Source organism: Acidaminobacter sp. QWL-03 (assembly GCF_058683855.1).
The window spans coordinates 1,951,566-1,975,522 of sequence record NZ_CM178752.1 but is presented as its reverse complement, the minus strand read 5'-3'; the positions used below and the strand labels follow the sequence as shown (position 1 = coordinate 1,975,522).

Below are 23,957 nucleotides of genomic sequence, written 5' to 3'. Positions count from 1 at the left end.
AACTTTTTATTTGGTAATATTAGTTAGGCGGACTATGCGAAATAAGTAAACTCGAAAAGAGTTTTAATATTTAGAGCTCAGGCTCGGTGGATTTCTGCTTCGGCTTGGCCACATGTAGCTCATCCTTGAGCTTGATGGGAATGGCGACAATATGGCTGCCCATCTTCATGAAGATCTCCGGATCGGCAAATTTCTCCCGATACTTATCTGCCAGTTCTGGTGTCAGGGAATCAAAATCATCCTCACTGAGACCACACACCACAAAGGTTCCAGCGATGATGTAATAGTCCTCAAGCTTCCGGTTAAGGGGAAGACCAATGAGTTTGCCTTCTTCATTGCAGACAATGGCAACCGGATCATCGTAGGGATAGACAGCTTCGATATAGCCACCGACCACTTGCTGCAGGGAGTTCAGATCGCCAGTAATGTTAGCCATGCGCGGCGCTTTTTCGGGTTCAACAATCAATACGTCCATTGAGTTCATCTCCTTATACTGATTTGCATTAAAAAAGCACCTTCCGAATGAAGATGCTTCAATATTTGAATTCCTGAGTCAGTATTTATTTTTGTGAGCACTTCCAGAGTGCCATAGGGTGGTTTCGAATACGTTCTACTATTTCGGTTGATTCAAAAAGCAGCTCCGGCTGATATATTTTATTCCTAAAGGCATTTAGGAATTCCTGTTCGTTGTCCTCTAGCTTTAGAAGCGATTCAAGCCAGGTTTTGACTTGCAACTGGGCAGTCTTAAGATCAAATTTGTCCTTGTTCCGTAAAACAGGATAAAGGTCTGTCTTGATACGATTCTGAGTAACTTGATCGATCGTGTTAAATTGGAACTCAAAAGGCGGAGATTCCGCGCCTATCGCGCTGTAAAAAACAACACACTTCCTGAGCAGGGGCTCCTCTGATTCATCAATCAACCCAAGTTTCACCAGGTTATAAATATCATAAAGGTCTCGGGGTGCCGTTCGATTGATCAAAGCAACGATTTTGCTTGCAAATATTTCGATAGGGGCCACTCTAAGAACAGAAACTCCGGTCGGTTCCCAAGATGATTCAAAATGTCTTTGCTCAATTTTAAGAACATGACAGCGAAGCATATAGTTGATTTCAACCTTAATATTATCCTTCATGCCTCCTGAATTTGAGTATTCATAAACAAAAGAATCAAGCGCATGATATTGCTTCGATTTGGGGCTCAACAAATAGCCGTTGGCTTTCATAAATTTTTCGATTCGGTCATTGATGATTGATCTTGTCGTCATCATTTCATCTCGAGTGACATTTTCTGAGAAATCCAGATCAATATCGACAGACAACCTTGGCAAATTGAAAATTGTTAGGTTTATGGCCGTTCCGCCCTTTAGAGCCAAAGAGTTTCCAAGCAAAGCGTCATTTTCGAAAAACTTCAGTATTTCAGTCAATCTGCAAACTTTCTCATATGTATCTCGGACAAAACCAAGTTCTTTAGCTTGTTTCCCCAACAATAACTTGTTCCACTCAGGCATTGAGATCAACCCCCTTACTGAGGATTGATCTAATATTCTCAGGGGCAAAAATCATCCAGTCCTCATGTAAGACAAAGTGCTTTGAAAGGGCATCTTTTTCGGAATACAGATAACTTTTTGATTTGGGGATTTTGCTTCTGCAGTAATCAAAAAATGAGCTTGCAATACCTAACTGTTCTGAAAATTCCGTGAGTAAGAAGCCGGATTTTTGATGCAAATTCGCCTGCCCATATTCATCAAGATAGGTTATCAGCTTGTCAGCTCGTAGCGCAGGAACCAGCAACAGACAACGAAGTAGTTCTTCCAAACCACCAATTTTCTCAAAAGAATAGATACTATCGATGACAGTCCTTTCAAGATCTGTGATTCTAATGCCTGTATTGGTTGTAATTACTCCAGAATCAATTTTCGGAGAAACCCTGGTAAATGTAATGCCATCATAAGAAAAGTCAGTGAACCTGCTCGTTGTCGATACAAATAACTCATGAAAAACTTGATTAGCATAACCATAGTATTCAAATGCACTGTGATGCGAAATATAAGCATCCTCAGCAATATGAGTTGCTATCAAAAATCGATTTGCGACAGGTTGCTTCGTTTCAAGGCTTATTGCTGTATATAGATCTCTTCGAATACGATCAATATATCCTTTTTTGACATAATCATTTAGTATTGAGTGTGCTGCTTTTTCGGTTCCAATTAGTTCAACAACATCTTGTCGCGAAAAACAACCTAACTCAATTAGCTTGTCTAGATATTTCATCACAGCACCTCCGTTTCTATTATTGCACAAAACATTCCTTTTTTCCAATGTTTTGTGCAATTTCAGAAACGTCTATTTTTAAATATGCACGTAACATTCCTTTTTCCCAATGTTATGCGCAAAATCAGGAATGGATTTTTCTGTTATCTGGTAGGGCTTTTCTGACCGTGGTTTTTAACAGTCAGAATACCACTTAATGTGGTTGACGGGATGCGATAGCACTCAGCAATGGCAATGTCGTTTTTCACGGCTTCATGAATTCGGGAACCGCGGACAACAAGGACGTTTCGCCAATTAAACTGCCCCCTGAAAAGAAGGCAGTCATCAAAAACATTGCTGTTAAAAATCAGCGTGCATCAACTATTGTCAGTGCCAGCAAGTGTATTCAGCAACTCAATAAATGCATCCGGAGGATAAAACTGAACCTTTCTGTTCTCTATGCTGTAGGGAAGCGGCATAAACTGCTGGTTACGATACCAGTAAATCTCACGGGACAGCGAACCAGGGTGGTCGTTGTAAATACCCAGCACGACGCCAAAGAGCTGATTTAAAACCTGGATCATCCTCGAATCCTCAATTGGATAAACCAGGGCTGTACTGCGGTTCGGCACTGCGGTTAAAGCCCCATACTTTCCAACAAAGCCATCCCTCGAGTCAAGATCGAATAGGATATTGCCTGCAAAGAAATGATTGGATTCGCAAAGATAAATTCGGTCCTTTTCAGGCCCAAGCTCAACGGCTTCCACGTGAATCTCATAGTTCTTACGTACATTTGAAAGCCCGGTTTCCATCAGTGCTTCCTTGGTCTTTCCCCAGTGGAGAATCTGTTCCGGCTGAACGTTGATGACCGAATGTGGAAAGCCAAAGACCAGCACTGCATGAAGCTCGCCGGAAAACGGTTTGCCAACAACCCCGTCAGTGCCAATGGCGGAGAGATACTCGGCGTCATACAGTCGCACGGCGAGATATGGCTCAATCTGATCATAATCCTTTTCAATTTTGCTGAATTCATTTTGGAAGCGTTGTGACTCAACCGTGCTGTCAAAGTGGGCATTCACAATAACAGGATACTCATTAACGTTATTCTGTCTGCAGATTTGAGCCAGATTGCCGAGCCCGAGTTTCTGAAATCCATATTCGTTTTCCGGGACGAGAATGGCACCCTCCCGCAGTTCATAGGACAGCTTCAGCTTCTCCCTGAAATACAAATCAATGGCTTTCACAAAAGCATCATATTCTTTGTCACTGAAAAAGGACGCCCACTCAGGTACTATACTTTTCTTCTTCCCGAAAATCCCCATAAAATCGCTCCTCAACTTTATTTATTCAGAACCACCTCTGAAAAATAATAATCCGTCCCATCATAAACACTCACTCTGATTTTCATACTTCCCACAGGTGTTGTCAGCTTGTGGGCAATTTTTTGCGCAATTTCTTCAAGAATCTGATCCACTTGACCCTCATCAATGGCTGTAGCGTCCCAGGAGAAATCAATCGTGTAGTCGTTCTGACTCAACCGTTTGTTAAGATCAGGCTCAAGCAGACCAGTCGAAAAGAGATCCTCATAGACATTCACATGGTAGGCGAGATGATCATAATCAGAGCCCAGTGCTTTGCCGATGGTCGCATAAAGAAAATCCTCGCTCCGCCGTTCCGCGTATTTGTCAACACGATTGGTTTCATTCAACGTCGTTCTGAATTCCAAATCAGGATTCGCCTTGGAGATCAGCGTAAATTCAAACTCGCGGCGCTTATAGTCATAATCAGAACGAACTACCGAAAAGTCTTGATCGTGCCGGCTTTCAAAAAACTTAATGATCTCCCTTCGTTCCTGCCACTGATGGATGGGATTGCCTGAAAGCGCGATATAAAAATTGATCACAAATGAAAGAAGCGCAAGAGCAAGTAGCCCCAGAATCCCCAGAACTATGGTTTTACCTCGTTTTTTCATGGCGGCCTCCTTGCCTGGAATTGTACGAAACAGTAAGACTATACAGATGAGATTATACCCAGCTTTGAAAGCCTTGCGGCATTATTTTGTAGCATTCATAGCGTTTTCTGCCAGATCACTACCCCCCATGCATCGCTGATTTTGACAAGTGATCATTTCATGTCCAGTACCACCCTTGAGTGCGTCGTGAAGCTGGAAAGACGTTAGAAATAAGTAAAATCAATGATTAGAAGCCGCTGAGTGTTTAGATGACATTCGGTGGCTTTTGTATATTAAGAGATCATACAACAAGACTCGAACGCTTGTTCTTTAATAGTGGATGAGATATACTAAAAGAAAATCAATGGGATGGAAATTTCAATAATTAATCAAAGGTTTCGTAAAATAATCAAAAAAGAAGAGAGGATAAGTCAATGATAAAAAAGAATGAAGTAACGATACATTCATCAGCTGCAGAATATTTAACCTATATTGCAGCGGTTGGAGATAGCAATGAAAGCTTGGAAATGCGTTATGAAGAAGAGAATATTTGGCTGACACAAAAGATGATGTCAGCATTATATGACGTTTCAGTGCCGGCGATTAATCAGCATTTGAAAACAATTTTCAATGACTTAGAGCTTGATGAGAATTCAGTTATTAAGAAATACTTAATAACTGCTGCAGATGGAAAACAGTATAATACAAAACACTATAATCTGCAGGCAATTATTGCCGTAGGTTTTAAAATAAACAACGACCGCGCGGTTCGCTTCCGGAAATGGGCAGGTCAAATTGTCAAGGATTATACAATTCAAGGATGGACTATGGATAATGATCGGTTGAAAAAAGGTCATATGTTTACAGATGAGTATTTTGAGCGTCAACTACAAAACATACGAGAAATCCGACTCTCTGAACGCAAATTTTATCAAAAAATTACTGATCTTTATGCGACGTCTTTTGACTATGATAAGAATTCAAAGACTACAAGGCAGTTTTTCCAAACAGTACAAAACAAAATGCATTGGGCGGTTCACAGGCATACTGCAGCCGAACTGATTGTAGAACAAGCAAACGCTGAAAAAGAACACATGGGCCTGACGACTTGGGGGTCTGCACCGGAAGGAAAAATTGTTAAAGCAGATGTTGCAATCGCAAAGAATTATCTGAATGATAAGGAAATATCCTACTTGGAGAGAATTGTTACACTATACCTTGATTATGCAGAATTACAGGTAGAGCGAAGAATCCCAATGAGTATGGAGGATTGGGCGAAGCGTGTGGATGGTTTTTTAGAGTTTAATGGTAATGAGTTGTTGGTTGGAGCTGGTAAAATCAGCACTGAAGAAGCAAAACTACATGCAGAAACAGAATTTGAAAAATATCGTATTGTTCAGGATAGGCTCTATGAAAGTGATTTTGATAGATTTTCTGCCTTTGAGTTTGGCAAAGACGAATAGAAAATATTTGAGTGAAAAAAGTTGTATCCGCTAAGGAACCAATAGGTCTTCGCGATTTCATTTTTACAAGCCTTGCAACGGAGAATGGAGAACTCTTATCTAAAACAACTTCATCAATTTCACTGAGTGTACCGGGTACGGATTTTGGATCATCCTCGAGTCCTGAATAGGATAAACCTAGGCAGTGCTGCGTTTCGGCACTGCGGTTAAAGCCCCGGATTTCCCAACAAAGCCATCACTTGAGTCCTACTCGTTCAAAACCACCTCTGAAAAATAATAATTCGTCCCATCATAAATACTCACTCTGAGTTTCATACTTCCCACAGGCGCTGTCAGCCTGTGGGCAATTTTTTGCGCGATTTCTTCAAGAATCTGGTCCACATTCTCCTCATCAATAGCGGCTGCGTCCCAGGAAAAATCAATCGTATACTCGTTTTGACTCAACCGTTTGTTAAGATCAGGCTCAAGCAGACCTGGCGAAAAGAGATCCTCATAGACATTCACATGGTAGACGAGAGGATCATAATCAGAGCCCAGTGCTTTGCCGATGGTCGCATAAAGAAAATCCTTGCTCCGCCGTTCCGCGTATTTGTTGACACGAGTGGTTTCATTCAAAGTCGATCTGAATTCCAATTCAGAATGCGTATTGGAGATCAGCGTAAATTCAAACTCTTTGCGCTTATAACCATAATTAGTTCGAACTACGGAAAAGTCTTCATTGTAACGGCTTTCAAAAAACTTAATGATCTCCCTTCGTTCCTGCCACTGATGGATGGCATGAATCAAAGGGAACCGTCCCTGGTGATTCCTCCGCAAATCAAAAGGAACCGTCCCTGGTGATTCCCTGGTGATTCGTGATTCTTCATGTCCAGTCCCCCGCCTTGATAAAAAAAGCCCCCCTATTTTAAAAGCGGGAACCGGTTTTGCATATATCATGATGTGCCAAGGCTCTGTAGTAGCTGCCGATAGTCGACGGTGCATTAAACAAAGCCGTCAGGAGATATTTCTTGATGTTACGTATGGCAGTAGAGCTACTGTCAAGGCACTCAAAGATATATTCAATATGAGTGCTGTCGATTCGCAGAAGTCGTTCCTTAACCAGTGAAGCCGGGTATTCATCACCCGCAACAGAGAGGAGCTCTCGCGTAGAGCAAAAGGTCTCTGCCATCAGGTCAACGATTTCATCCAGTCGGACCTTAGGGTAGCGCTCAACGAGAAATACATAGTCTATACGCCTTTTGATGGCCTGTTTTATTGAATGAATATCAAAATTATTCTCATCCATCACCCCGAAAACTTCCCAATAGACTTCAGGGATAGATAGATCATTACTTAATCCATAAGTCCTTAATGGATCTATATTTGTTTTCTTAGTATTTAATTGCGTTGGATTCTCCCGCGTAGGTTTTTCCAAGATGGGATTATCCAATGCAGGCTTTTCCAGTGTGGTTAAGTCCGATTTTGGCATATCATTCTCTGAAACCAGTGATGTCCATTGAGGCTTTTCAAAGATTGTGTAGTCCGTCCCCTTGAGGTGACCAAGCGCATTGCGTTCTCTGGTCCGGATGATATAACCAGCCCGTTCCAGTTCCCGTACAGCTTCCCGGATCGCATCAATGCTCTCTTTGTTGATCATGGAAAGTCCCTTGAGAGTGTAATCCCAGTTTTCCGGGAGTGACAGCATCTGGGACAGAAGACCTTTGGACTTTAGAGACAGGCCTTTGTTTTTCAGGTGGTGATTCGCCATAACCGTGTAATCTTTGGTTTTTTCGACGCGAAAGACAGCCATCGGCAGCACTCCTTTCAAGTGGTGGAATAAAAAAAGCGCTTCCTGTGAAGCACTCCGGGGGATTAGCGTTCCTGTGACTGATGACGCTTATGCGCCCAGCTTTCCAGGAGCTTGATGATGGTTGCTTCCATTTGCTGGGGGGTATAGGATTTGGGGAAGTATTTCTTAAGCTTGTCGCCGGAAAGCGTAACCTTGTCCAGATCACCCTTTTTCTCTTCAGACATGATGGCGGTCATAACGTCAAAGGTCAGCTTGCCTTCCTGACTGAATTTCTTCAGGCGCTGGGCCTGCGACAGCGATGGGGTGGCCTGCTCCATGTCCATGGCTTCGATCAGCTGGATCTGCTCTTGGGGCTTGAGGTAGGAAAGCTCTACAGCGGGATTGAAGGCGATCTTCTTCGCGTCGACCATATCCAGAAGGTCTGGGATGAGTTCGGTGAGGCGGATGAAGCGTTGGATTTGGTTTCTACTATCGCCAGCATGTTCAGCGAGTATTTGATCAGCTCTTTTCCCAGCTAACTTCGTCCCAACTTGGGACGAAGTTAAATCATTACGTTGTCCCTGATGTTTAAGGGCTTCCAGCTTGAGTTTATAGGCAAAAGCACGCTCACTTGGCAGGATATTTTCCCTTTGAATATTGCTGTCAACCATGATGATGGTTGCAGCATCGTCATCCAGATTTCGGACGATTACCGGCAGGGTTTCCTTACCTGCAAGCTCACTGGCCCGCTTTCGCCGGTGACCGGAAATCAGCTCATAACCGCCTTCTTCGCGAGGGCGTACAATGGCAGGAACTAAAATACCATGTTGTTTTATGCTTTCCGCAGTTTCCAGCATGGCGTCATCATCTTTGATCTTAAAAGGGTGATTCTTGAAGGGATGAAGCTCTGAAAGAGGAATATCAACAATCTTTTCCTGATGTGCTGCCAGACGTGATTCATCCGTTTGAAAGAGATCATCGTAGGAGGTCAGATTTAGATTTCTGCCGCTGGGTTTCAAGCTTCAGCACCTCCTTTGTCAGATTCTTATAGGCGTCAGCGACTTTCCCCTTGGGGTCATGGGCAAAGATACTTTTCCCGTAGGATGCAGTCTCTACTGCACGAACAGAGTGGGGGATTGAGGTTTCAAATACTTTGAGCTTTGCTCCATAGGTCTCCCGGATCAATGCACTGATTTCTTTGGCATCGTTCGTCCTGTTGTCCACCATGGTCAGCAGTATGCCATCAATCTTCAGCTTGGGATTAATCTGTTTTTTGACTTTGCCGATGGTCTGGAGGAGTTGTTCCAAGCCTTTAGCGGACAGATACTGAGCCTGTACAGGAATGAGAACGCTGTCTGCTGCTGCCAGGGTATTGATCGTCAACATACCAAGGGATGGCGTGCAGTCAATCAGGATGAAATCATAATCAGCTTTGACGCTGTCAATGTACCCCTATGCGTCACAATAGTTGTCGTAGACCATTAAAAAAAGTATCCTATAATAGAATCGATTGGGGGATTACTAATGGCCTACACAAGAAGAGTAAAGGAAACAGCAATTCGTATGATGTTGCCGCCTGAGAACGTAGCACTGAGCAAGATTAGTGAAACACTTGGCGTCGCACCTGCTACACTCAAGAAATGGAGAAATGAACTAAGAGCAAACGGATATGCTGCTCCTGCCAACGAAGAACCGGCTGATCAGTGGAGCAGCCAGGACAAGTTTCTAATCGTAGTGGAAACGATGAACCTTAATGAGGTTGAGTTATCGGAGTACTGTCGGAAAAAGGGACTTTATCCTGAACAGGTGAAGCAATGGCAGGAAAACTGTATGAGCGCCAATGGCAACATACCAAGCCAAGTCGCTGAGTTGGTTCAACAAGACAAGGCACTCCAGAAGGAGTTGCGCCAAGTACGTAAGGAACTGCAGCGTAAGGAATCCGCATTAGCGGAAGCCGCCGCGCTGCTGATCTTAAGAAAAAAAGCCGAAGCGATTTGGGGAACATCAGACGAGGACGAATGACCAGCCCCTCAGATCGCGCTATGATAATCCAGCTGGTAGACGAAGCAGTACAATCCGGAGCAAGCCAGTTCAAAGCCTGCGAGTGTTTAGGCATAACAACAAGAACGCTTCAAAGATGGAAAAATCCACATGCACATCAAGAAGATCAACGCCCTTTGAGAACCAAATATGAATCTGATCGTAAACTGAAGGCGGACGAGGTTGCCCTTATCCTCAAAACGATCAACAAGCCTGAGTTCGCCAGCAAGCCACCCAGTCAAATTGTGCCGGCTTTAGCTGACCGCGGAGAGTATATTGCTTCGGAATCAAGTTTCTACCGGGTAATGCGCCGTGCGGGTGAGCAACACTATCGAGGACGTGCAGAGCGCCCTTCTGGCAAGCCTAAGGCAAGCCACTGCGCTACAAAGCCCAATCAGGTTTGGTCTTGGGATATCACATACCTGCCCGGACCAATCAAAGGACTGTATTACTTTCTTTATCTCATCATCGACATTTTTAGCAGGGATATTGTAGGCTGGGAGGTATGGGAAGACGAGTCAGCAGAACACGCAAGCCACCTGATTCGTAAAGCGGTAATGTCTCAAGGCATACGAGCCCACCAAACGCCCCTCATACTACATTCTGATAATGGCAGTCCTATGAAAGGTTCCACGATGCTGGCAACACTATATGAATTGGGTGTCACGCCCTCCAGGAGCAGACCTCGCGTAAGCAATGATAATCCTTATTCAGAATCAATTTTTAAAACATGCAAATATTGTCCCAAATATCCAACAAAGGGATTCGTGTCACTTGAAGCTTCCAGAAAATGGTGTCTCCAGTTCGTACACTGGTATCGACACGAACATCACCATAGTGGCATCAAATTTCTAACACCCAATCAAGTGCACTCCGGCAAAGCAGATAGCGTTCTTGAAGCACGCCGCAAGGTTTATGAGCTAGCAAAAGCAAAGGCACCACAGAGATGGTCAGGTAAGACCCGAGATTGGACATTGCCCGGTGAGGTATGGCTTAATCCGGTCAATATTTCTAAAGATGATTTGCGACAACTACCTTGACAAACTCCGGTACTGCTTAAGGATCTTCTCACGGTTCATGGCATTGACCAGGGAAACCTCGAAACCTGACAACTCAATATTTGCAGAAAGCAGATCCACTCCCTCATGGTGGTGATGAATGCCTTCTTTGGGGGTCAGCTCAACATCATTAATCATCTTCCCAAGAAGCGTTGATAGTGTCACAGGCAACTGATCTGGCTAGTGTGTTCCAAGGCTGATAGTCAGGCTACCCTGGGGATCGCAATCTACGAGCAAGACCTTCTTACCCTCATTTGCCATGCCAATGCCCAGATTTGCACACGTCGTTGTCTTTCCAACGCCGCCTTTTTGATTGGCTATGGCAATTACATGACCTTGCATGGATGATCACCTCGTGATTTTTCTTCAATTGCAGTCAGTAGGCTGGTCAAGAAGCTGTTAAAATAGGCACCAGAATGCTGATCTGTGATTATGTAATAACCAATGTCGACTGGCGGGTCTAAACCGATGTATTCATTCATGAGCTTAAGATAGATGGCGCATTGATGGTGATCCAGGATGGAGTGATTATAGAATAGGTATTTCAGAAAGTGTTGAAGTTCTTTTTTTTTTTTCTGCAAATGATTCCGTGATGATGCTGATGATTAATATGGCTTCTTGTTCAGCGATGGCAGGCAGTCTGAGCTGGCTTTCATTGAATGAATTATACATGAGGGGCCTCCTTTTTGAGAAATTTAAAACCCTGCCTTGCTGTTTTGAAGGCAGGGTTAGAACAGGGAATCAAAATAAATGAATTCGATATTATTTGACAAAATACAATACAGGATAAATTAAACATTTATCGAATTATTTGATATGAAAATGAAGTGATTGTTAAACTCAAAACTCGAAAGACGATAAAATTAGCATTATTAATGGATATAGCCACTGAATATTTTGATAGCATTTGGTATTGTGGCAGAGACATATTTACGAGAATAATTTTTGATTCAGCTAAAACGAAATATTTAAATACTTTGTGATGAACGATAGTGTAGACAAATTAGGAGTATAATGAAAGTATATGCCAACAATTAAATGCGTTTATCAAAAGGGGGTACCAAATGAGTATTTTAGGTTTTATATCAGGGTCTATAATAGCTCCTAGTTACGCAGGTTATTTGATTTCAAAAGGCCTAAGTGATCTTGAGGAAGCGAAACTAATTCATGAAATTGAGGGAAAAATTTCAACTTTTAATAAAAAGTTTGATGATACGGAAGTTGACAGCAATTACTTTGTTGAATTCCTTCAACAACTCGATGTTGTCAATTCCATAATTGATCGAGTATTTCATGCATACAAAACAACAAATGATGATTATGAATCATTATCTAAAGGCATAGCTAAAGATGCTATTGATTTTGTTAATTTGAAAAAAAATAAATTTAAACATCCACTTATAAAAAGAACAATTGACTTTGAAGATTATTTTTCAGATTTGTTTGAAGTGCTAATTGAGATTAGAGAATCATTATTAAGTACAAAATATAAAGCCATGGTATCAATTATTGATGAATCTGTTAACCAAGCTGAATTGAAAATAATTAAAAACATTGATGAAATTAAGACGTTCGGACTAAATACTATAACATGTGAAGAGTTAAATGCATGGTACATTGCAAATACTATAAATCAATGCACATTAGAGTTGTTCAACCATGAGAACAGAGAATTCGCCAATGAATTTCTTAGTCAAATAGGTAAAAGCACGGTAAATATTAAGGGAGAAAACGTTTTTGAAACTGTAGCATATATCGCGTATTTATTTTTAAATGATGAGAGATTTTATGAGTATAAAGATAGACTTAGAATTATTGAGGATGAAGAATCTTGGAACAAGTTAAGAAAGTTCGATTTTTCTAATTATATATTTGTAAATCGATTCATTAACAATGACAATTTGGAAATAATCGAAAAAAACAAATGTGTATTTATTTATGGAAAAAATGATTACTCTAAATCCAAAGAGTTTATTGAATTGGATAAAAGGTTTTTTAGAAATCTGATTGATAAGGTTAAACAATGTGGTTTTGATTATCAGGAAGCGTATGATATTTCAAGAGCTTCAAGAAATAACTATACAGTTCTAATGAGAAAACTTTTTTTAGGGAAGCAGAAGATACCTATATGGGCGAATCTCGAAATGTATAAGACTTTATTGCCAGCTATTATAATCAATCAATGGAAGGATAAGGATGCTGTATTTTTCGAATTATTGCTTGATAATGGAAAGAGATACGACGAATACATTAGAGAACTTGATATAATAAACGATAATCGAGATCCTTTTTTTGTTGTGCATAAAACTTGGTACGATGACAATAAGTATTTGATATCAGATCCAGAAGATGTTTGGGATTATTTTGGTGGTTTAATTGATGATTCATTATTTGTTAAATTGGAGCCGATGATTGATTTAATTATTGGTGAAATAGATCCAAAATTTGAATTGCCAATTGAACAACATTATTATGCAAATATATTAGGATATATCCCCCAATCTTCAAATACACTCAAAAATGGTTTTATCGAGACATTAATTTATCTATCTAGAGATGAATCAATTATTAGCTATAGTATAAAACAAAAGATTAAAGATATATTTGATGCGGTTAACACTAAGAAAGAGTGGTTTTCTATTTCAGAATTTTTACCTTCAATTTTTGAAATAAATCCCGATGCGGTATTGAGCAAGTTTGAAGTAGAATTAGATAGAATTGATACTGGGTTGATAAACCTTTTCACTGAAAAATCTGACGATTTCTTTACAGGTAGAAATTACTATACATATGTTATTTGGACATTAGAGAAAGCCCTTTATTCAAAAAAATATGTTTTTAGAGCAATTAGAATTTTGTCAAAATTAATGGATATTAATATCGAGTATAAAATATCAAATTCACCATTAAATACCTTATATAATGCTTTAGTTGCTTGGAATCATGAGTATATTTATTCGATTGATGAAAAAATAGAATTCGTAAAATACATCGTTGAAAATAGAGAACAAGGTTGGCAATTACTTAAAAAACTCTTACCTTCAAATAGAACTGAGACGATTTCAAGCTTAAATAAGCCTAAATATATGCCTTATTTACTAAGCGATGAATTGAAATTGAAGAAGCAAATATTTGATACTTACTATGAATATTATCAGATTGCTTTGAATAATATTAATGGAAATGTTGATAATGTATGTGTTTTTTTTGATGATTCAGTTTTTTTTAATTTTGGAATTTTTGAAACTTTAAAAGCTACAACCTTAGAATTGATTAATAAGTTTAATGATGAAGAAAAATACATTTTATTTAGAAAAATATACAGCTTGATTTCAAGGAATCGACACTTTCGAACTGCAGAATGGGCTCATTCAGAGGATAATATTAAAAAGCTCGAAAATGAAATACTTTATAAAATCGAATTTCAGGATGAATCATACAGATACCAGCATATTTTTGAATCGTATGATGATATTTTGCTTAATCCAGTTGTTTATGAGTATGAAGATGCCCAAAACTCAATTAGCGAAAATCAGAAACTCGAGGATGAGCTAAAAAGAATTTCAATAAGAAAGCTAGCGGCGCTTAATATAAATTGGAGTGAGTTTCTTAGAAGATTTTCAAAAGACTCATCAAATTCAATTGGTATTTATTTGGCGGATGTGAAATATGATATCGCTTTTATTGAAGAAATAAGTCAAGCTTTAGTTAATGATAAAGTTTCAATCTTAGTTGCATATTATGGCTCGCTGTATTCAACTTTTGGCTTGGATATAGTAAATTCGTTTATTAGTAGCATTAAGTTGAATGAAAAGCAGTATCTTGAGCTAATGTTTAGTAGGATAAATTTAGACAAAAATACAATAGAATATTTGGAAAAACTTAGTGATGAACACAAAGATATTTTTTGGAGTATTGATAATGGTGCATATAGAATAAAAAAGGATTTTAAAGACTATGCCCTCGAAAATTATATAAAATACAGAAACGCCAAAACGTTAGTTGAATTAGCTAATCTATATAGTTTTTCAACTAATAAACTTATTGAAGTGCTTGAAATTTGTAAAGAAAGTCGAATTAGTCCTAACCAAATGACTTCTTACCACATTGAAAGAATTTTTGAAAATATATATAAAGACACCTTTCCAAAATTAGAAATATCTCAACAAGTAATGAACTTGGAAATATATTTTTTGCCAATTATGGCAATGAAGAATGAAATAAAATATTTAAGATATAATCTTAGCATGAATCCCAATTTATCAGCTGAATTAATTAAATATGCTTATAAGAGCGAAAATTATAATGATGAGAAATTGCTTGATGACAATGATAAACATTTAGCTGAAGTATCTCACTCAATTCTGTTTTCAATAAAGTTTTCACCAACTAATGACGGAATAGGTGTGATAGATCATAATAACTTATTAAATTGGTGTAATGAGTTCATTTCGACTGTGACTAAAAATGATCAGAAAAAAATAGGATCACAATATTTGGGGCATTTCCTTGCGAATACAAATATTGTTAATGATGGCGAGTTTCCTCAAGAGTCTGTTAAGAAAGTGATCGAATCTGTTTTTAATGAAGAGTTATTTAGGGGCTTTTTGATAGAAATAAACAATAAAATTGGTGTTAGGACTATTTCGGACGGTTCAGATTTCTTAAAATTTGCAACACTATATGAAAATTATGCTCAAAAATCAAAGATATATCCTAAATGTCACAAGCTACTAAACTCAATTTCAGAACGCTTTTATAGAGATTATGTATTAGAAAAAGAGAGAGCCCAATATGATGATTAACGAGGCTGCTCTTGGGAAAAAATTTTTGGAGAATTACAAACTCGGCGAGTATATTGATAAAGGCGGAAATGGAAATGTTTACAAAGTCATCAGGAACCACGATCGTTCAACTTTTGCTTTAAAATGCTTATTAACAAGTCGAACGAATGATTGGGATGAAAAGCGTAAATTTAGATTCAGAAACGAGATAAAAGCTTTAAATGATTTGAGTTTATTAGGTAATCCATACGTAATGCCAATTATTGATTATAATATTTCAAATGAGGGATTTTATTGGTATCTTATGCCAATAGGAAGTACTATTTCAGCGGTTTTTATTAATGAAGAAATAGATTTTTATTCCAAGTTAGCATATTTTGTGGATATAGCAAAAGGAATTAAGAGTATACACGAACATAATTACTGCCATAGAGATATTAAGCCTAATAATATTTTGATTGTTGAAGGTAAAATCAAGCTTGCTGATTTTGGGCTGGTTTGGCATCCGAGTTTTGAACCTAAGACAAATAATTGGGAGAAAGTAGGTGCAATAGAGACGATTGCTCCAGAAATGAGAGAGGATAATCCAGACTTAAAGCACTCAAGCAAAGCTGATATTTATTCTTTTGTTAAAACAATTTGGATGCTCATACTTGGTAGGAATAGAGCTTTTGCTGATCAGTATAGTTATGTGACAAAGGGTTATTTAAATTGTAATATGGAAATTTTCAGAAACGATGGTATTAAAACATTTTCAAGATTGAATAATTTAATTATGAGGGGTACAGAATATTTACCAGTTAATAGACCGTCAATTGATCAGGTTATTGATGAGTTGGAATTGTTTGTTGCTGATAACAAAATGCATGAGAATGAAATAAATTTAATTAACCATAATGAAATAGTAAGGCGAAACTTATACATGATTGAAAGTGATATAGAAATAATTTCAAGTATAGATAAAGTGACGGATTTTCTAAATGCGATATTAGAAGCTAATAAGTATTTAATAGAAAGTGAACGTTTAGATGGCAGTTGTGATTTGAAGTTCGTAGCTAAGAGAATCCAAATATCCGAGATAAAAAGTGGGATAATTTTTGAAAGCACAAATAATAAAAGATACCTTTTGGTTATAAATATGCTTGAAATTGATAAACAAAATAACAAGATAAGCATAACTACTAAAGACATCAAAGTAGGAAACCTTCCATTAAGTTCTATCTTTGAATATAAAGACTTTTATTCAGTAAGTATCTTAGATAGACTGTTGGGAAATTTTGATGAGCAGAATGAGAAGTCGATTATCGAAGTTATGAGCAAATCAGAAAAGCTTATTTTATCAGTAACTAATTAATACAGTCATCAAAATGACTTTAAAATTTTAAACATAGAATATTATGTAAAAAGAATTGAACATTATAACTAAATTTCTTCTAAGTTTTTGTTTTTGACTGTTCTTTTATTTTATTACTAAACTATCATTCGGCACCATCCCCCGCTTCATTCCCAAAGTCTACAGAGACATAAATATAACTGTCTGGTGTTTTGTGATAATTTGTATCGCACGTTGAAGCGGTGATTCTGATGACGAAATGTGGTTCTGACACGGAAAAGTAGAGCTTGACCACAACATGTAGTGGTTTTGAGCCGATTTTGGGACCAAAAAACAGCAAAAAAAAAGACGTTTTTGACCCCTAAAAAAGGGCGGAAATATAGATGACATAGTCATAATTCCGCAATAAACAGAAAAGGGTGAACTCTATGATAACTGTATCTGAAGTGATTAAGAATAGTTGTTTAAGAAAATATCCTGTACTTTGTGGGGTAGAGGGTATTGAGAATGAGGTATTGAAAACAGGAATTATTGACTATGAGTTTTCAATAGAGGGCTTTATAGATCAAAATAGATCTTTTCAATATGGTGATTTTCTGATTTCAAGTTTATTGTTTACCCATGGAGATGAAGAAAAATTATATCAAATGCTAAAAAAACTAGTGGAATTAGGCGTTAGCGGATTGGCAATAAAAAATGTTTTCTTCCCAACGATACCTGAAAAAGCGAAAAAATTTTGTGATGAAAACGCATTCCCACTAGTACTATTTGATAATGCCATTTACTTTGAAGATATAGTTAATGATATTGATCATTTACTGCAATTATCTGATTGGGTAAATAAAGTTGAGCAGCAAATCGGTATAATTTTAGGTACCGAACTGTCTAGATATGAGGTTGAAGGAATATCGAGAGATATGGGACTAAGCAAGTTACCTTACTTGATGGCGTACTGGCTAAAACCTAAAATGGTAATCAGTCAAACTCGAATGAAACAGATTGTTCAATCCTTTTCTAAAAATCGCTACAGAAAGGAAAGCTGCTTTTTATTAAAGTACAAGCAAAATTACTTGGTGTTGCTTAATGCTAACGACAATGATGAAAAGAAGTTCAAACACGGCTTTAATGATGTATTAGAGCTTGCGGGATTGGGTTTAGACGAATATGTTGTAGGGGTAAGCAGCGTACACTGTTCAGCTTCTGAGTTAGATTTTTCCATTAAAGAGTCAGCTTGGAGTTGCCAAGTCGCCAATTTACTAAATGAAAATATTAAGCGATATAATGAACTGGGTATTTGGAGTATCATTTCCGCCCACTATCAATCAAAGTACATGATTGATTATATGAAAAAATATTTACAGCCACTCTTATTGGATGCATCAGAATCGTCAAAGGATTTGTTAGAAACTCTAATAGCGTTTGTTTCAAACCAAGGTAATACCAAGCTCATTGCTAAAAAGCTAAATATCCACGAAAATACTTTTCGGTATCGTATGAATAAGTTAAAAGAAAAATTAGATCCAAATGCCAATGAGTATGTCTTTTATGAGAATGCTTCAGCTGCAATCAAAATTTACTTATTAGATTTATTCGACAAATCTATGAAATAGTATCGGCCTAAGTTATTGTGTAAAAATACAATTTCTTAGGCTTTTTTTATTTTGTGGGATAAAGATAAAAACAATACATAAGCGTATCCTATAGAAAAAGGAGGTTTTAATGATGAATAAAATATTTGTGTTATCTGAAGAAGATACAAAATCACTATTAGAAATGGAAGAGGTAATCGAAACGGTTGAGAACGTCTACAAAGAAAAATCTTTAGGCAGTGGAAAGGTGTTTCCATTAGTATTTCATGAGTTCGAAAGAACGGTTGCTGACATGGATATTAAATCTGGAACCCTTGATGCTATGGGTGTCTATGGCCTTAAATTGGTATCATGGTTCGGCGAAAATCAAAAGAAAAATTTACCTGCATTATCTGGAAGTGTGATGATCTTTGATAGGGAAACAGGTCTACCCTTAGGGCTCATTAATGCTGAGCATATGACTGGGATGAGAACAGGTGCTGCAGGTGCTATTGGTGCAAAGGCCCTTGCCAGAAAGGATTCCGAAGTGATGTTAATGGTGGGCGCTGGACATCAAGCGGCTTATCAGATTCGCGCGATGCAAACCGTATTTCCAAATTTGAAAAAAGTGATGATACATGATCCCATTTTATTTGAAAATGCATCGAGATTTGTGAAGGATTTTAGTTATAAAAGAGAAGGAATTGAATACATTCCAGTTGAAAACTTGGAAGGTGCTGTTGGTATTTCTGATATTATCGTCACTGCCACACCCTCTAGAAAGCCAATCATCATGAAAGAATGGGTGAAGAAAGGTACTCATTTTAGTTGTATGGGTTCAGATATGGAAGGCAAACAAGAAATTGATTCTGAAATCCTCAAGATTTCGAAACTGGTTACGGATGATATTAATCAGTCTGTAAGCGTTGGTGAATTTGAGATTGGAATCAAATCTAAAGTGATTACCAAAGAAGACATTGCATGCGAAATTGGTGATGTACTGACAGGCAAATATTCAATCAGAAGCTCTGAGGATGACATTACAGTATATGATTCAACTGGTATCGGTCTTCAAGATATTGCAGTAGGCTTTTTAGCAATTAACAAAGCTAAGCAACTATCGATTAGCACACAAGTAGAATTTTAATGGGGGAAGATTTATGAAAATCCGTGATTTTGGTGTTGAAATGTGGATGGCCAAATACGAAAATGAGGCAGTCTATAATATAGCAGAAACTTGTGTTGCGTCCATTACGGTGAACGAACTTTTAGAAATGGCAAACATGAAGGCCGAGGCTTTCGAAAAAATTAGCCAAATGAAAATGACTTATGGTGCGATAGAAGGTTCTAACGATTTAAGAAGCGAAATCTCAAAACTATTTCAGTCTGTGGAATTGGATAATATCACTGTGACACATGGCACTATTGGGGCAAATTCACTTGTATATGATGTCTTGGTTGAACCTGGTGATCATGTCATTTCCGTTCTGCCAACATACCAACAACACTACTCGATTCCTGAATCACTAGGTGCAGTAGTGGATATATTGCCACTCCGATGGGAAAATCAGTTTTTGCCAGATATCCAAGAACTCAAATCCTTGATAAAGCCGAACACAAAAATGATCAGTATTAATAATCCTAACAACCCAACGGGAGCAGTTATGGATGCTGACTTGTTAATGAAAATTGTTGAAATTGCTAAATCAATAGATGCATATGTATTATGTGATGAAGTATACAGGGGTCTAGATCATACGGTAGGTTTCACCCCATCTATTGTGGATTTGTATGATAAAGGAATAAGTACTGGAAGTCTATCTAAAACTTATTCTTTAGCTGGTTTAAGGATCGGATGGGTAGTTGGACCAAAAGACCTTATTGTCAATTCTAATAAGCGCAGAGATTACAATATTATCAGTTGTGGTATGATAGATGATTATTTAGCAACCATCGCACTGAGAAATAAGCATAAGATACTAGAAAGAAGTCTATCAATCGTTAGAAACAATGTAGAAATACTTGATAAATGGATTAGCGATTCTAAATATGTTGAATATATCAGACCAAAAGGCGGGACTACAGCATTCTTAAAATACGATAGAGACATCAAATCAGAGGACTTATGTAAAGATATTCTTGAAAAAACCGGCGTCATGCTTGTCCCTGGTAGTGCATTAGACATGGAAGGTTATCTGAGAGTAGGATACGCCAATAGTACCGATGTATTAAATGAGGGTTTATCAAGACTACAGAAATACTTTGATGAGAACTGGAAGTGATTTTTGTGGAAGCAAAAATAAATAGAACGACTAAACTAGCCTCGATAATTGGTCTTTTCGTCGTTGCGATCATATGGGGTTCAACTTTTACAGCAAACAAAATTGCATTAGAAGCACTCACACCGCTCAGTTTAATGGCAGTTCGTTTTACGCTTGCTTTTACAATAATGGTCACTTTTTTTAGAAAGAAGTTCGTTGGCATAAGGTTAAGGGATTTAAGGGGCGGCATACTTTGCGGTATTTCTCTTTTCTTAGCGTTTATTCTGCAAACGTATGGACTGCTCTATACCAATGCAGGCAAACAAGCATTTTTGAGTGGGGCATATGTGATTGCAGTCCCGTTTTTAACATGGATGACATTTAAAACCAAGCCAAGCTTAAAAGTTTACTTTGGAACTGTGATTTGCTTCATGGGTATTGCTCTAATTTCTCTTCAACCGGGTTTTAAAATTGAACTTGGAGATTTTCTGACGATTGTTAGCAGTTTGTTTTTTGCAGCTCAAATAGTCATAGCTGGATATTTCGTAAAATCAGAAAATCCAGCAGTGATGTCAACCGTTCAGTTTGGAGTCATGGGTGGTTTGTCCTTTGTAACTGCCTTATGGATAGGCGACTTTGCATTCTTATCTATTGGAAAGAATCTTTTTGCAATTAGCAGTCTTTCTGTAACCTACCTCGGCATTGTAGGGACTGCCATTGCCTATTATCTTCAAATTCTATGTCAAAAATATGCAAGTCCAACTACGACTTCAATAATACTAAGCTTGGAAGCTGTATTTGGTGCAATATTGGCAATGATTATTCTTGGCGAAGCATTTACACTTAGAATTGTTATTGGTGCAATCGCAATACTGGTTGCTATATTAATCAGTGAACTTTAGGAATAAGTATCACGCTTTTGTTATCTAAAATAAAAAAATCATTTGATTTGCTAAGAATGAGGACTGATTTTCAAAAAAACGGATCTCATAAATCCGTTTTCGAGAAAAATACACCTCCGCCAAGGAATCGGTGTATTCACACGACATCATTTTTATCTACTCAACGCATGTTGAGACGGTTGTGAAGTTCGAAAGACGATAAAAGCGAGTAAAATCAATGGATAAAGCCCCTTGAGTGCGAAGTTTGCGCTCAAGGGGCTTTGTGTGTGTAAACATATCGACTTGATAAACAACCAATATAGAACGCTTGTTCTTGATAAATATATCAGGTATAATAATATTTATCGAGATAAAGAGAATTGTCAACTTCTATAAAAAAATGTGACTAAATAGAAAATAATCAGCTGAAGCCCGTATTTCTGCGGATTTGCTTGCAAAGATACGGGCTTAGTGTTATACTGTATTTAGTCACATATGTTACTAAAAAGGAGGACGAAAATGTACCTCGATTTTCTAGTCAAAATACCAGAAGTAACAGGTAAAATAACCTACAGAAAACGAGACGACTCCTGTTATGTTTACTATGAGTACGATAGGATCTATGATCCTACGCGAAAATTTACGAACGTAAAAAGAGCGATGATTGGGAAGCAGTCCAAAGCTGATCATCTTATGATGCAGCCAAACCAGAACTACCTGAAGTTCTTCCCGGAAGTAGAGCTTCCCGAAGAAAAGGATCGTTCATTAAGAAGCAGTTGTTTGCGAGTCGGGACTTATATAATTCTCCAAAAACTCATCAGAGAAAGCGGAATCCCGGACATGCTCAGCCGAGATTTTAGTAAAAAAGATGTAGGGTTGTTCTTGGACATGGCAGCCTATTCGATTATTACTGAAAGTAACGCTGCCCAGTACTATCCAGATTATGCTTATAATCATGCACTATTTACCACAGATATGAGGATTTTCAGTGATTCCAAGGTTTCGGATTTTTTAAAAAATATAACAGATGATCAAAGTGTGGGATTTTTGAATTCATGGAACGAATCAAAAGATCACAGAGAAAAGATCTATATCTCCTATGATTCAACAAATAAGAATTGTCAGGCTGGAGATATTGAAATGCTTGAATATGGCAATGCCAAAGTAGATCAAGGATCTCCAATTTTCAATTATTCAATAGCTTATGACACGAGAAACAAAGAACCACTTTTTTATGAAGCTTACCCAGGAAGTATAAATGACGTGTCACAGCTTCAGTTTATGCTGGATAAAGCAAAAGGATACGGCTATAGGAAGATAGGTTTTATACTGGATCGTGGTTACTTCGGCAAGAGAAATATTGAGTACATGGATCAGTGTGGTTATAGCTTTGTGATCATGGTCAAGGGAATGGCATCCCTCGTAAATCAGCTCATTCTGAAACATAAAGGATCATTTGAGAAGAAGAGACTCCATCATATCAGTGAATACAGAGTTTATGGCATGACAGTAAAGAAAAAGCTGTATGCTACGGATGAAAAAGATCGCTATTTTCATATCTATCATAGTATTGATAAGGAAAGTGCTGAGCGCAATATACTGGAAAATCGGATTGATGAGATGACAAAATTCATGAAACGTCATGCCAATGAAATGCGTGAATTTGGTGCGGGATTTGAGAGGTATTTTGAACTCTACTATGATGAACAAAAGAAGACGTTTCTATTTCCTGTTGAGAAGGCTGGTGTAATAGAAAGCGAGATTGATTTATGCGGATATTTCTGCATCATCACCTCGGAAAAGATGACTGCAAAAGAAGCTATTGATCTTTACAAAAGTCGTGATGTCTCAGAAAAGCTATTCCGGGGTGATAAGTCGTATCTTGGTAATAAGAGTCTTCGTGTGCACTCAGATGAATCGGCATCGGCGAAGATATTTATAGAATTTATTGCGCTGATCATCAGAAGCAAGATCTATACAAGTCTCAAAGAAGAAATGAACAAAATAGATAAAAGGCCGAACTTTATGACGGTCCCTGCGGCAATAAAAGAACTTGAAAAAATTGAGATGGTTAGACAGCTGGACAATGTTTATAGACTGGACCATGCCGTTACAGCAACTCAGAAGACGATACTTAAAGCCTTCGGAATTGACGTTTCATATGTAAAGTACAAAGCTGCTGAAATAAGTGAAGCGCTTATGAATGCAGAAAAAAATTACAAATAAGAGAGGATGCGAAACATGGCGAGAACGGTTGGAATGGATGCGTTGGAACAAAAGATTGAAAAGGCGCAATCGGATGTGGTGAAGGCAAAGGCGAAGTACGATGCGGCGCTTGCAACATTAAAAGATTTGATGGACAAACGCGATGCGATAAAACGTGATGAACTTATCAATGCCATAATGAAAAGTGATAAATCCTATGACCAAATCCTTCAATTTATACAACCAATTGATCAAGAAAAAGAATAGGCTGAAAACAACAAAAAACTCCTACAGCGATCACTGTGCAGGAGTTTTAGTCACATTTTTTCTGGAAGTTGACGAGAATCATACATAGAAAAAAGTGATAAGTGAATATTTCGTTCGCGTAGAGCAGG

The 23,957-nt window shown here is 38.0% G+C and carries 23 protein-coding genes; 11 read left to right on the top strand and 12 right to left on the bottom strand.

Annotated features, from left to right (window positions below):
• Positions 1–70 precede the first annotated feature (70 nt).
• The 5 genes from AC4PHM_RS09145 to AC4PHM_RS09125 all read right to left on the bottom strand — a co-directional run bounded on the left by AC4PHM_RS09145 (position 71) and on the right by AC4PHM_RS09125 (position 4,222).
• A complete protein-coding gene (locus AC4PHM_RS09145; RefSeq protein ID WP_492017510.1) occupies positions 71–475 on the bottom strand; it encodes a DUF3846 domain-containing protein in 405 nt (134 codons plus the stop codon).
• An 85-nt stretch (positions 476–560) separates the two neighbouring features.
• Positions 561–1,508 (bottom strand): nucleotidyl transferase AbiEii/AbiGii toxin family protein, encoded by a 948-nt coding sequence (locus AC4PHM_RS09140; protein WP_492017509.1) that lies wholly within the window; start codon positions 1,506–1,508, stop codon positions 561–563.
• Positions 1,501–2,271 (bottom strand): type IV toxin-antitoxin system AbiEi family antitoxin domain-containing protein, encoded by a 771-nt coding sequence (locus AC4PHM_RS09135; RefSeq protein WP_492017508.1) that lies wholly within the window; start codon positions 2,269–2,271, stop codon positions 1,501–1,503. Before AC4PHM_RS09135 ends, AC4PHM_RS09140 begins: the two co-directional genes overlap by 8 nt.
• 356 nt (positions 2,272–2,627) lie before the next feature.
• Positions 2,628–3,572, bottom strand: a complete 945-nt coding sequence (locus AC4PHM_RS09130) for a hypothetical protein (RefSeq protein ID WP_492017507.1) — start codon at positions 3,570–3,572, stop codon at positions 2,628–2,630.
• Between the two features lie 17 nt (positions 3,573–3,589).
• Complete coding sequence (locus AC4PHM_RS09125; protein ID WP_492017506.1) at positions 3,590–4,222, bottom strand: YfjL-like protein; 633 nt, start codon at positions 4,220–4,222, stop codon at positions 3,590–3,592.
• Positions 4,223–4,635: 413 nt separating this feature from the next.
• Between AC4PHM_RS09125 and AC4PHM_RS09120 the strand changes: the two genes are divergently transcribed.
• Positions 4,636–5,664 (top strand): virulence RhuM family protein, encoded by a 1,029-nt coding sequence (locus AC4PHM_RS09120; protein ID WP_492017505.1) that lies wholly within the window; start codon positions 4,636–4,638, stop codon positions 5,662–5,664.
• A 246-nt stretch (positions 5,665–5,910) separates the two neighbouring features.
• Here AC4PHM_RS09120 and AC4PHM_RS09115 read toward each other — a convergent pair whose 3' ends face one another.
• From AC4PHM_RS09115 to AC4PHM_RS09100, 4 genes are all read right to left on the bottom strand, one after another.
• Positions 5,911–6,450: a hypothetical protein gene (locus AC4PHM_RS09115; protein ID WP_492017504.1), complete on the bottom strand. Its 540-nt coding sequence runs from the start codon at positions 6,448–6,450 to the stop codon at positions 5,911–5,913.
• A 118-nt stretch (positions 6,451–6,568) separates the two neighbouring features.
• Positions 6,569–7,453, bottom strand: a complete 885-nt coding sequence (locus tag AC4PHM_RS09110; RefSeq protein ID WP_492017503.1) for a DUF6017 domain-containing protein — start codon at positions 7,451–7,453, stop codon at positions 6,569–6,571.
• A gap of 62 nt (positions 7,454–7,515) precedes the next feature.
• Positions 7,516–8,451 carry a ParB/RepB/Spo0J family partition protein gene (locus AC4PHM_RS09105; RefSeq protein WP_492017502.1) on the bottom strand — a complete coding sequence of 312 codons (936 nt, stop codon included), beginning with the start codon at positions 8,449–8,451 and terminating at the stop codon, positions 7,516–7,518.
• The gene (locus AC4PHM_RS09100) at positions 8,408–8,878 is read right to left on the bottom strand and encodes a ParA family protein (RefSeq protein WP_492020491.1); all 471 of its coding nucleotides are present in this window, start codon (positions 8,876–8,878) and stop codon (positions 8,408–8,410) included. The genes AC4PHM_RS09105 and AC4PHM_RS09100 overlap by 44 nt, the downstream gene beginning before the upstream one ends.
• 78 nt (positions 8,879–8,956) lie before the next feature.
• On the opposite strand from AC4PHM_RS09100, the gene AC4PHM_RS09095 reads away from it, so the two are divergent.
• Together AC4PHM_RS09095 and AC4PHM_RS09090 are read left to right on the top strand one after the other, a co-directional pair.
• Positions 8,957–9,454 carry a hypothetical protein gene (locus AC4PHM_RS09095; protein WP_492017501.1) on the top strand — a complete coding sequence of 166 codons (498 nt, stop codon included), beginning with the start codon at positions 8,957–8,959 and terminating at the stop codon, positions 9,452–9,454.
• Complete coding sequence (locus AC4PHM_RS09090; RefSeq protein ID WP_492017500.1) at positions 9,451–10,512, top strand: IS3 family transposase; 1,062 nt, start codon at positions 9,451–9,453, stop codon at positions 10,510–10,512. Before AC4PHM_RS09095 ends, AC4PHM_RS09090 begins: the two co-directional genes overlap by 4 nt.
• On the opposite strand, the gene AC4PHM_RS09085 is transcribed toward AC4PHM_RS09090, so the two are convergent.
• From AC4PHM_RS09085 to AC4PHM_RS09075, 3 genes are all read right to left on the bottom strand, one after another.
• Complete coding sequence (locus AC4PHM_RS09085) at positions 10,504–10,668, bottom strand: hypothetical protein (protein WP_492017499.1); 165 nt, start codon at positions 10,666–10,668, stop codon at positions 10,504–10,506. The two genes, AC4PHM_RS09090 and AC4PHM_RS09085, sit on opposite strands and share 9 nt — an antisense overlap.
• Before the next feature lie 42 nt (positions 10,669–10,710).
• Entirely contained in the window at positions 10,711–10,872 is a 162-nt protein-coding gene (locus tag AC4PHM_RS09080) for a ParA family protein (RefSeq protein ID WP_492017498.1), read from the bottom strand.
• A 186-nt stretch (positions 10,873–11,058) separates the two neighbouring features.
• Positions 11,059–11,202 carry a hypothetical protein gene (locus AC4PHM_RS09075; protein ID WP_492017497.1) on the bottom strand — a complete coding sequence of 48 codons (144 nt, stop codon included), beginning with the start codon at positions 11,200–11,202 and terminating at the stop codon, positions 11,059–11,061.
• Positions 11,203–11,594: 392 nt separating this feature from the next.
• Here AC4PHM_RS09075 and AC4PHM_RS09070 point away from each other — a divergent pair, with 392 nt between their 5' ends.
• From AC4PHM_RS09070 to AC4PHM_RS09035, 8 genes are all read left to right on the top strand, one after another.
• A complete protein-coding gene (locus AC4PHM_RS09070) occupies positions 11,595–15,335 on the top strand; it encodes a hypothetical protein (protein WP_492017496.1) in 3,741 nt (1,246 codons plus the stop codon).
• Complete coding sequence (locus tag AC4PHM_RS09065) at positions 15,325–16,668, top strand: protein kinase domain-containing protein (protein ID WP_492017495.1); 1,344 nt, start codon at positions 15,325–15,327, stop codon at positions 16,666–16,668. Before AC4PHM_RS09070 ends, AC4PHM_RS09065 begins: the two co-directional genes overlap by 11 nt.
• Before the next feature lie 407 nt (positions 16,669–17,075).
• The gene (locus tag AC4PHM_RS09060) at positions 17,076–18,257 is read left to right on the top strand and encodes a PucR family transcriptional regulator (protein WP_492017494.1); all 1,182 of its coding nucleotides are present in this window, start codon (positions 17,076–17,078) and stop codon (positions 18,255–18,257) included.
• Between the two features lie 109 nt (positions 18,258–18,366).
• Entirely contained in the window at positions 18,367–19,362 is a 996-nt protein-coding gene (locus AC4PHM_RS09055; protein ID WP_492017493.1) for an ornithine cyclodeaminase family protein, read from the top strand.
• 13 nt (positions 19,363–19,375) lie between these two features.
• Positions 19,376–20,497 (top strand): aminotransferase, encoded by a 1,122-nt coding sequence (locus tag AC4PHM_RS09050; RefSeq protein ID WP_492017492.1) that lies wholly within the window; start codon positions 19,376–19,378, stop codon positions 20,495–20,497.
• Between the two features lie 5 nt (positions 20,498–20,502).
• On the top strand, positions 20,503–21,378 hold the full coding sequence (locus tag AC4PHM_RS09045; RefSeq protein WP_492017491.1) for a DMT family transporter: 876 nt from the start codon (positions 20,503–20,505) through the stop codon (positions 21,376–21,378).
• 498 nt (positions 21,379–21,876) lie between these two features.
• Entirely contained in the window at positions 21,877–23,583 is a 1,707-nt protein-coding gene (locus tag AC4PHM_RS09040; protein WP_492017490.1) for an IS1634 family transposase, read from the top strand.
• A 15-nt stretch (positions 23,584–23,598) separates the two neighbouring features.
• Positions 23,599–23,829 carry a hypothetical protein gene (locus AC4PHM_RS09035; protein ID WP_492017489.1) on the top strand — a complete coding sequence of 77 codons (231 nt, stop codon included), beginning with the start codon at positions 23,599–23,601 and terminating at the stop codon, positions 23,827–23,829.
• Positions 23,830–23,957 lie beyond the last annotated feature (128 nt).

Bases quoted from the DNA above. Each gene is read 5' to 3' on its own strand.
- AC4PHM_RS09145 (WP_492017510.1), bottom strand. From the start codon at position 475: ATGGACGTATTGATTGTTGAACCCGAAAAAGCGCCGCGCATGGCTAAC.
- AC4PHM_RS09140 (WP_492017509.1), bottom strand. From the start codon at position 1,508: ATGCCTGAGTGGAACAAGTTATTGTTGGGGAAACAAGCTAAAGAACTT.
- AC4PHM_RS09135 (WP_492017508.1), bottom strand. From the start codon at position 2,271: ATGAAATATCTAGACAAGCTAATTGAGTTAGGTTGTTTTTCGCGACAA.
- AC4PHM_RS09130 (WP_492017507.1), bottom strand. From the start codon at position 3,572: ATGGGGATTTTCGGGAAGAAGAAAAGTATAGTACCTGAGTGGGCGTCC.
- AC4PHM_RS09125 (WP_492017506.1), bottom strand. From the start codon at position 4,222: ATGAAAAAACGAGGTAAAACCATAGTTCTGGGGATTCTGGGGCTACTT.
- AC4PHM_RS09120 (WP_492017505.1), top strand. From the start codon at position 4,636: ATGATAAAAAAGAATGAAGTAACGATACATTCATCAGCTGCAGAATAT.
- AC4PHM_RS09110 (WP_492017503.1), bottom strand. From the start codon at position 7,453: ATGGCTGTCTTTCGCGTCGAAAAAACCAAAGATTACACGGTTATGGCG.
- AC4PHM_RS09095 (WP_492017501.1), top strand. From the start codon at position 8,957: ATGGCCTACACAAGAAGAGTAAAGGAAACAGCAATTCGTATGATGTTG.
- AC4PHM_RS09090 (WP_492017500.1), top strand. From the start codon at position 9,451: ATGACCAGCCCCTCAGATCGCGCTATGATAATCCAGCTGGTAGACGAA.
- AC4PHM_RS09085 (WP_492017499.1), bottom strand. From the start codon at position 10,668: ATGATTAATGATGTTGAGCTGACCCCCAAAGAAGGCATTCATCACCAC.
- AC4PHM_RS09080 (WP_492017498.1), bottom strand. From the start codon at position 10,872: ATGCAAGGTCATGTAATTGCCATAGCCAATCAAAAAGGCGGCGTTGGA.
- AC4PHM_RS09075 (WP_492017497.1), bottom strand. From the start codon at position 11,202: ATGTATAATTCATTCAATGAAAGCCAGCTCAGACTGCCTGCCATCGCT.
- AC4PHM_RS09070 (WP_492017496.1), top strand. From the start codon at position 11,595: ATGAGTATTTTAGGTTTTATATCAGGGTCTATAATAGCTCCTAGTTAC.
- AC4PHM_RS09065 (WP_492017495.1), top strand. From the start codon at position 15,325: ATGATGATTAACGAGGCTGCTCTTGGGAAAAAATTTTTGGAGAATTAC.
- AC4PHM_RS09060 (WP_492017494.1), top strand. From the start codon at position 17,076: ATGATAACTGTATCTGAAGTGATTAAGAATAGTTGTTTAAGAAAATAT.
- AC4PHM_RS09055 (WP_492017493.1), top strand. From the start codon at position 18,367: ATGATGAATAAAATATTTGTGTTATCTGAAGAAGATACAAAATCACTA.
- AC4PHM_RS09050 (WP_492017492.1), top strand. From the start codon at position 19,376: ATGAAAATCCGTGATTTTGGTGTTGAAATGTGGATGGCCAAATACGAA.
- AC4PHM_RS09040 (WP_492017490.1), top strand. From the start codon at position 21,877: ATGTACCTCGATTTTCTAGTCAAAATACCAGAAGTAACAGGTAAAATA.
- AC4PHM_RS09035 (WP_492017489.1), top strand. From the start codon at position 23,599: ATGGCGAGAACGGTTGGAATGGATGCGTTGGAACAAAAGATTGAAAAG.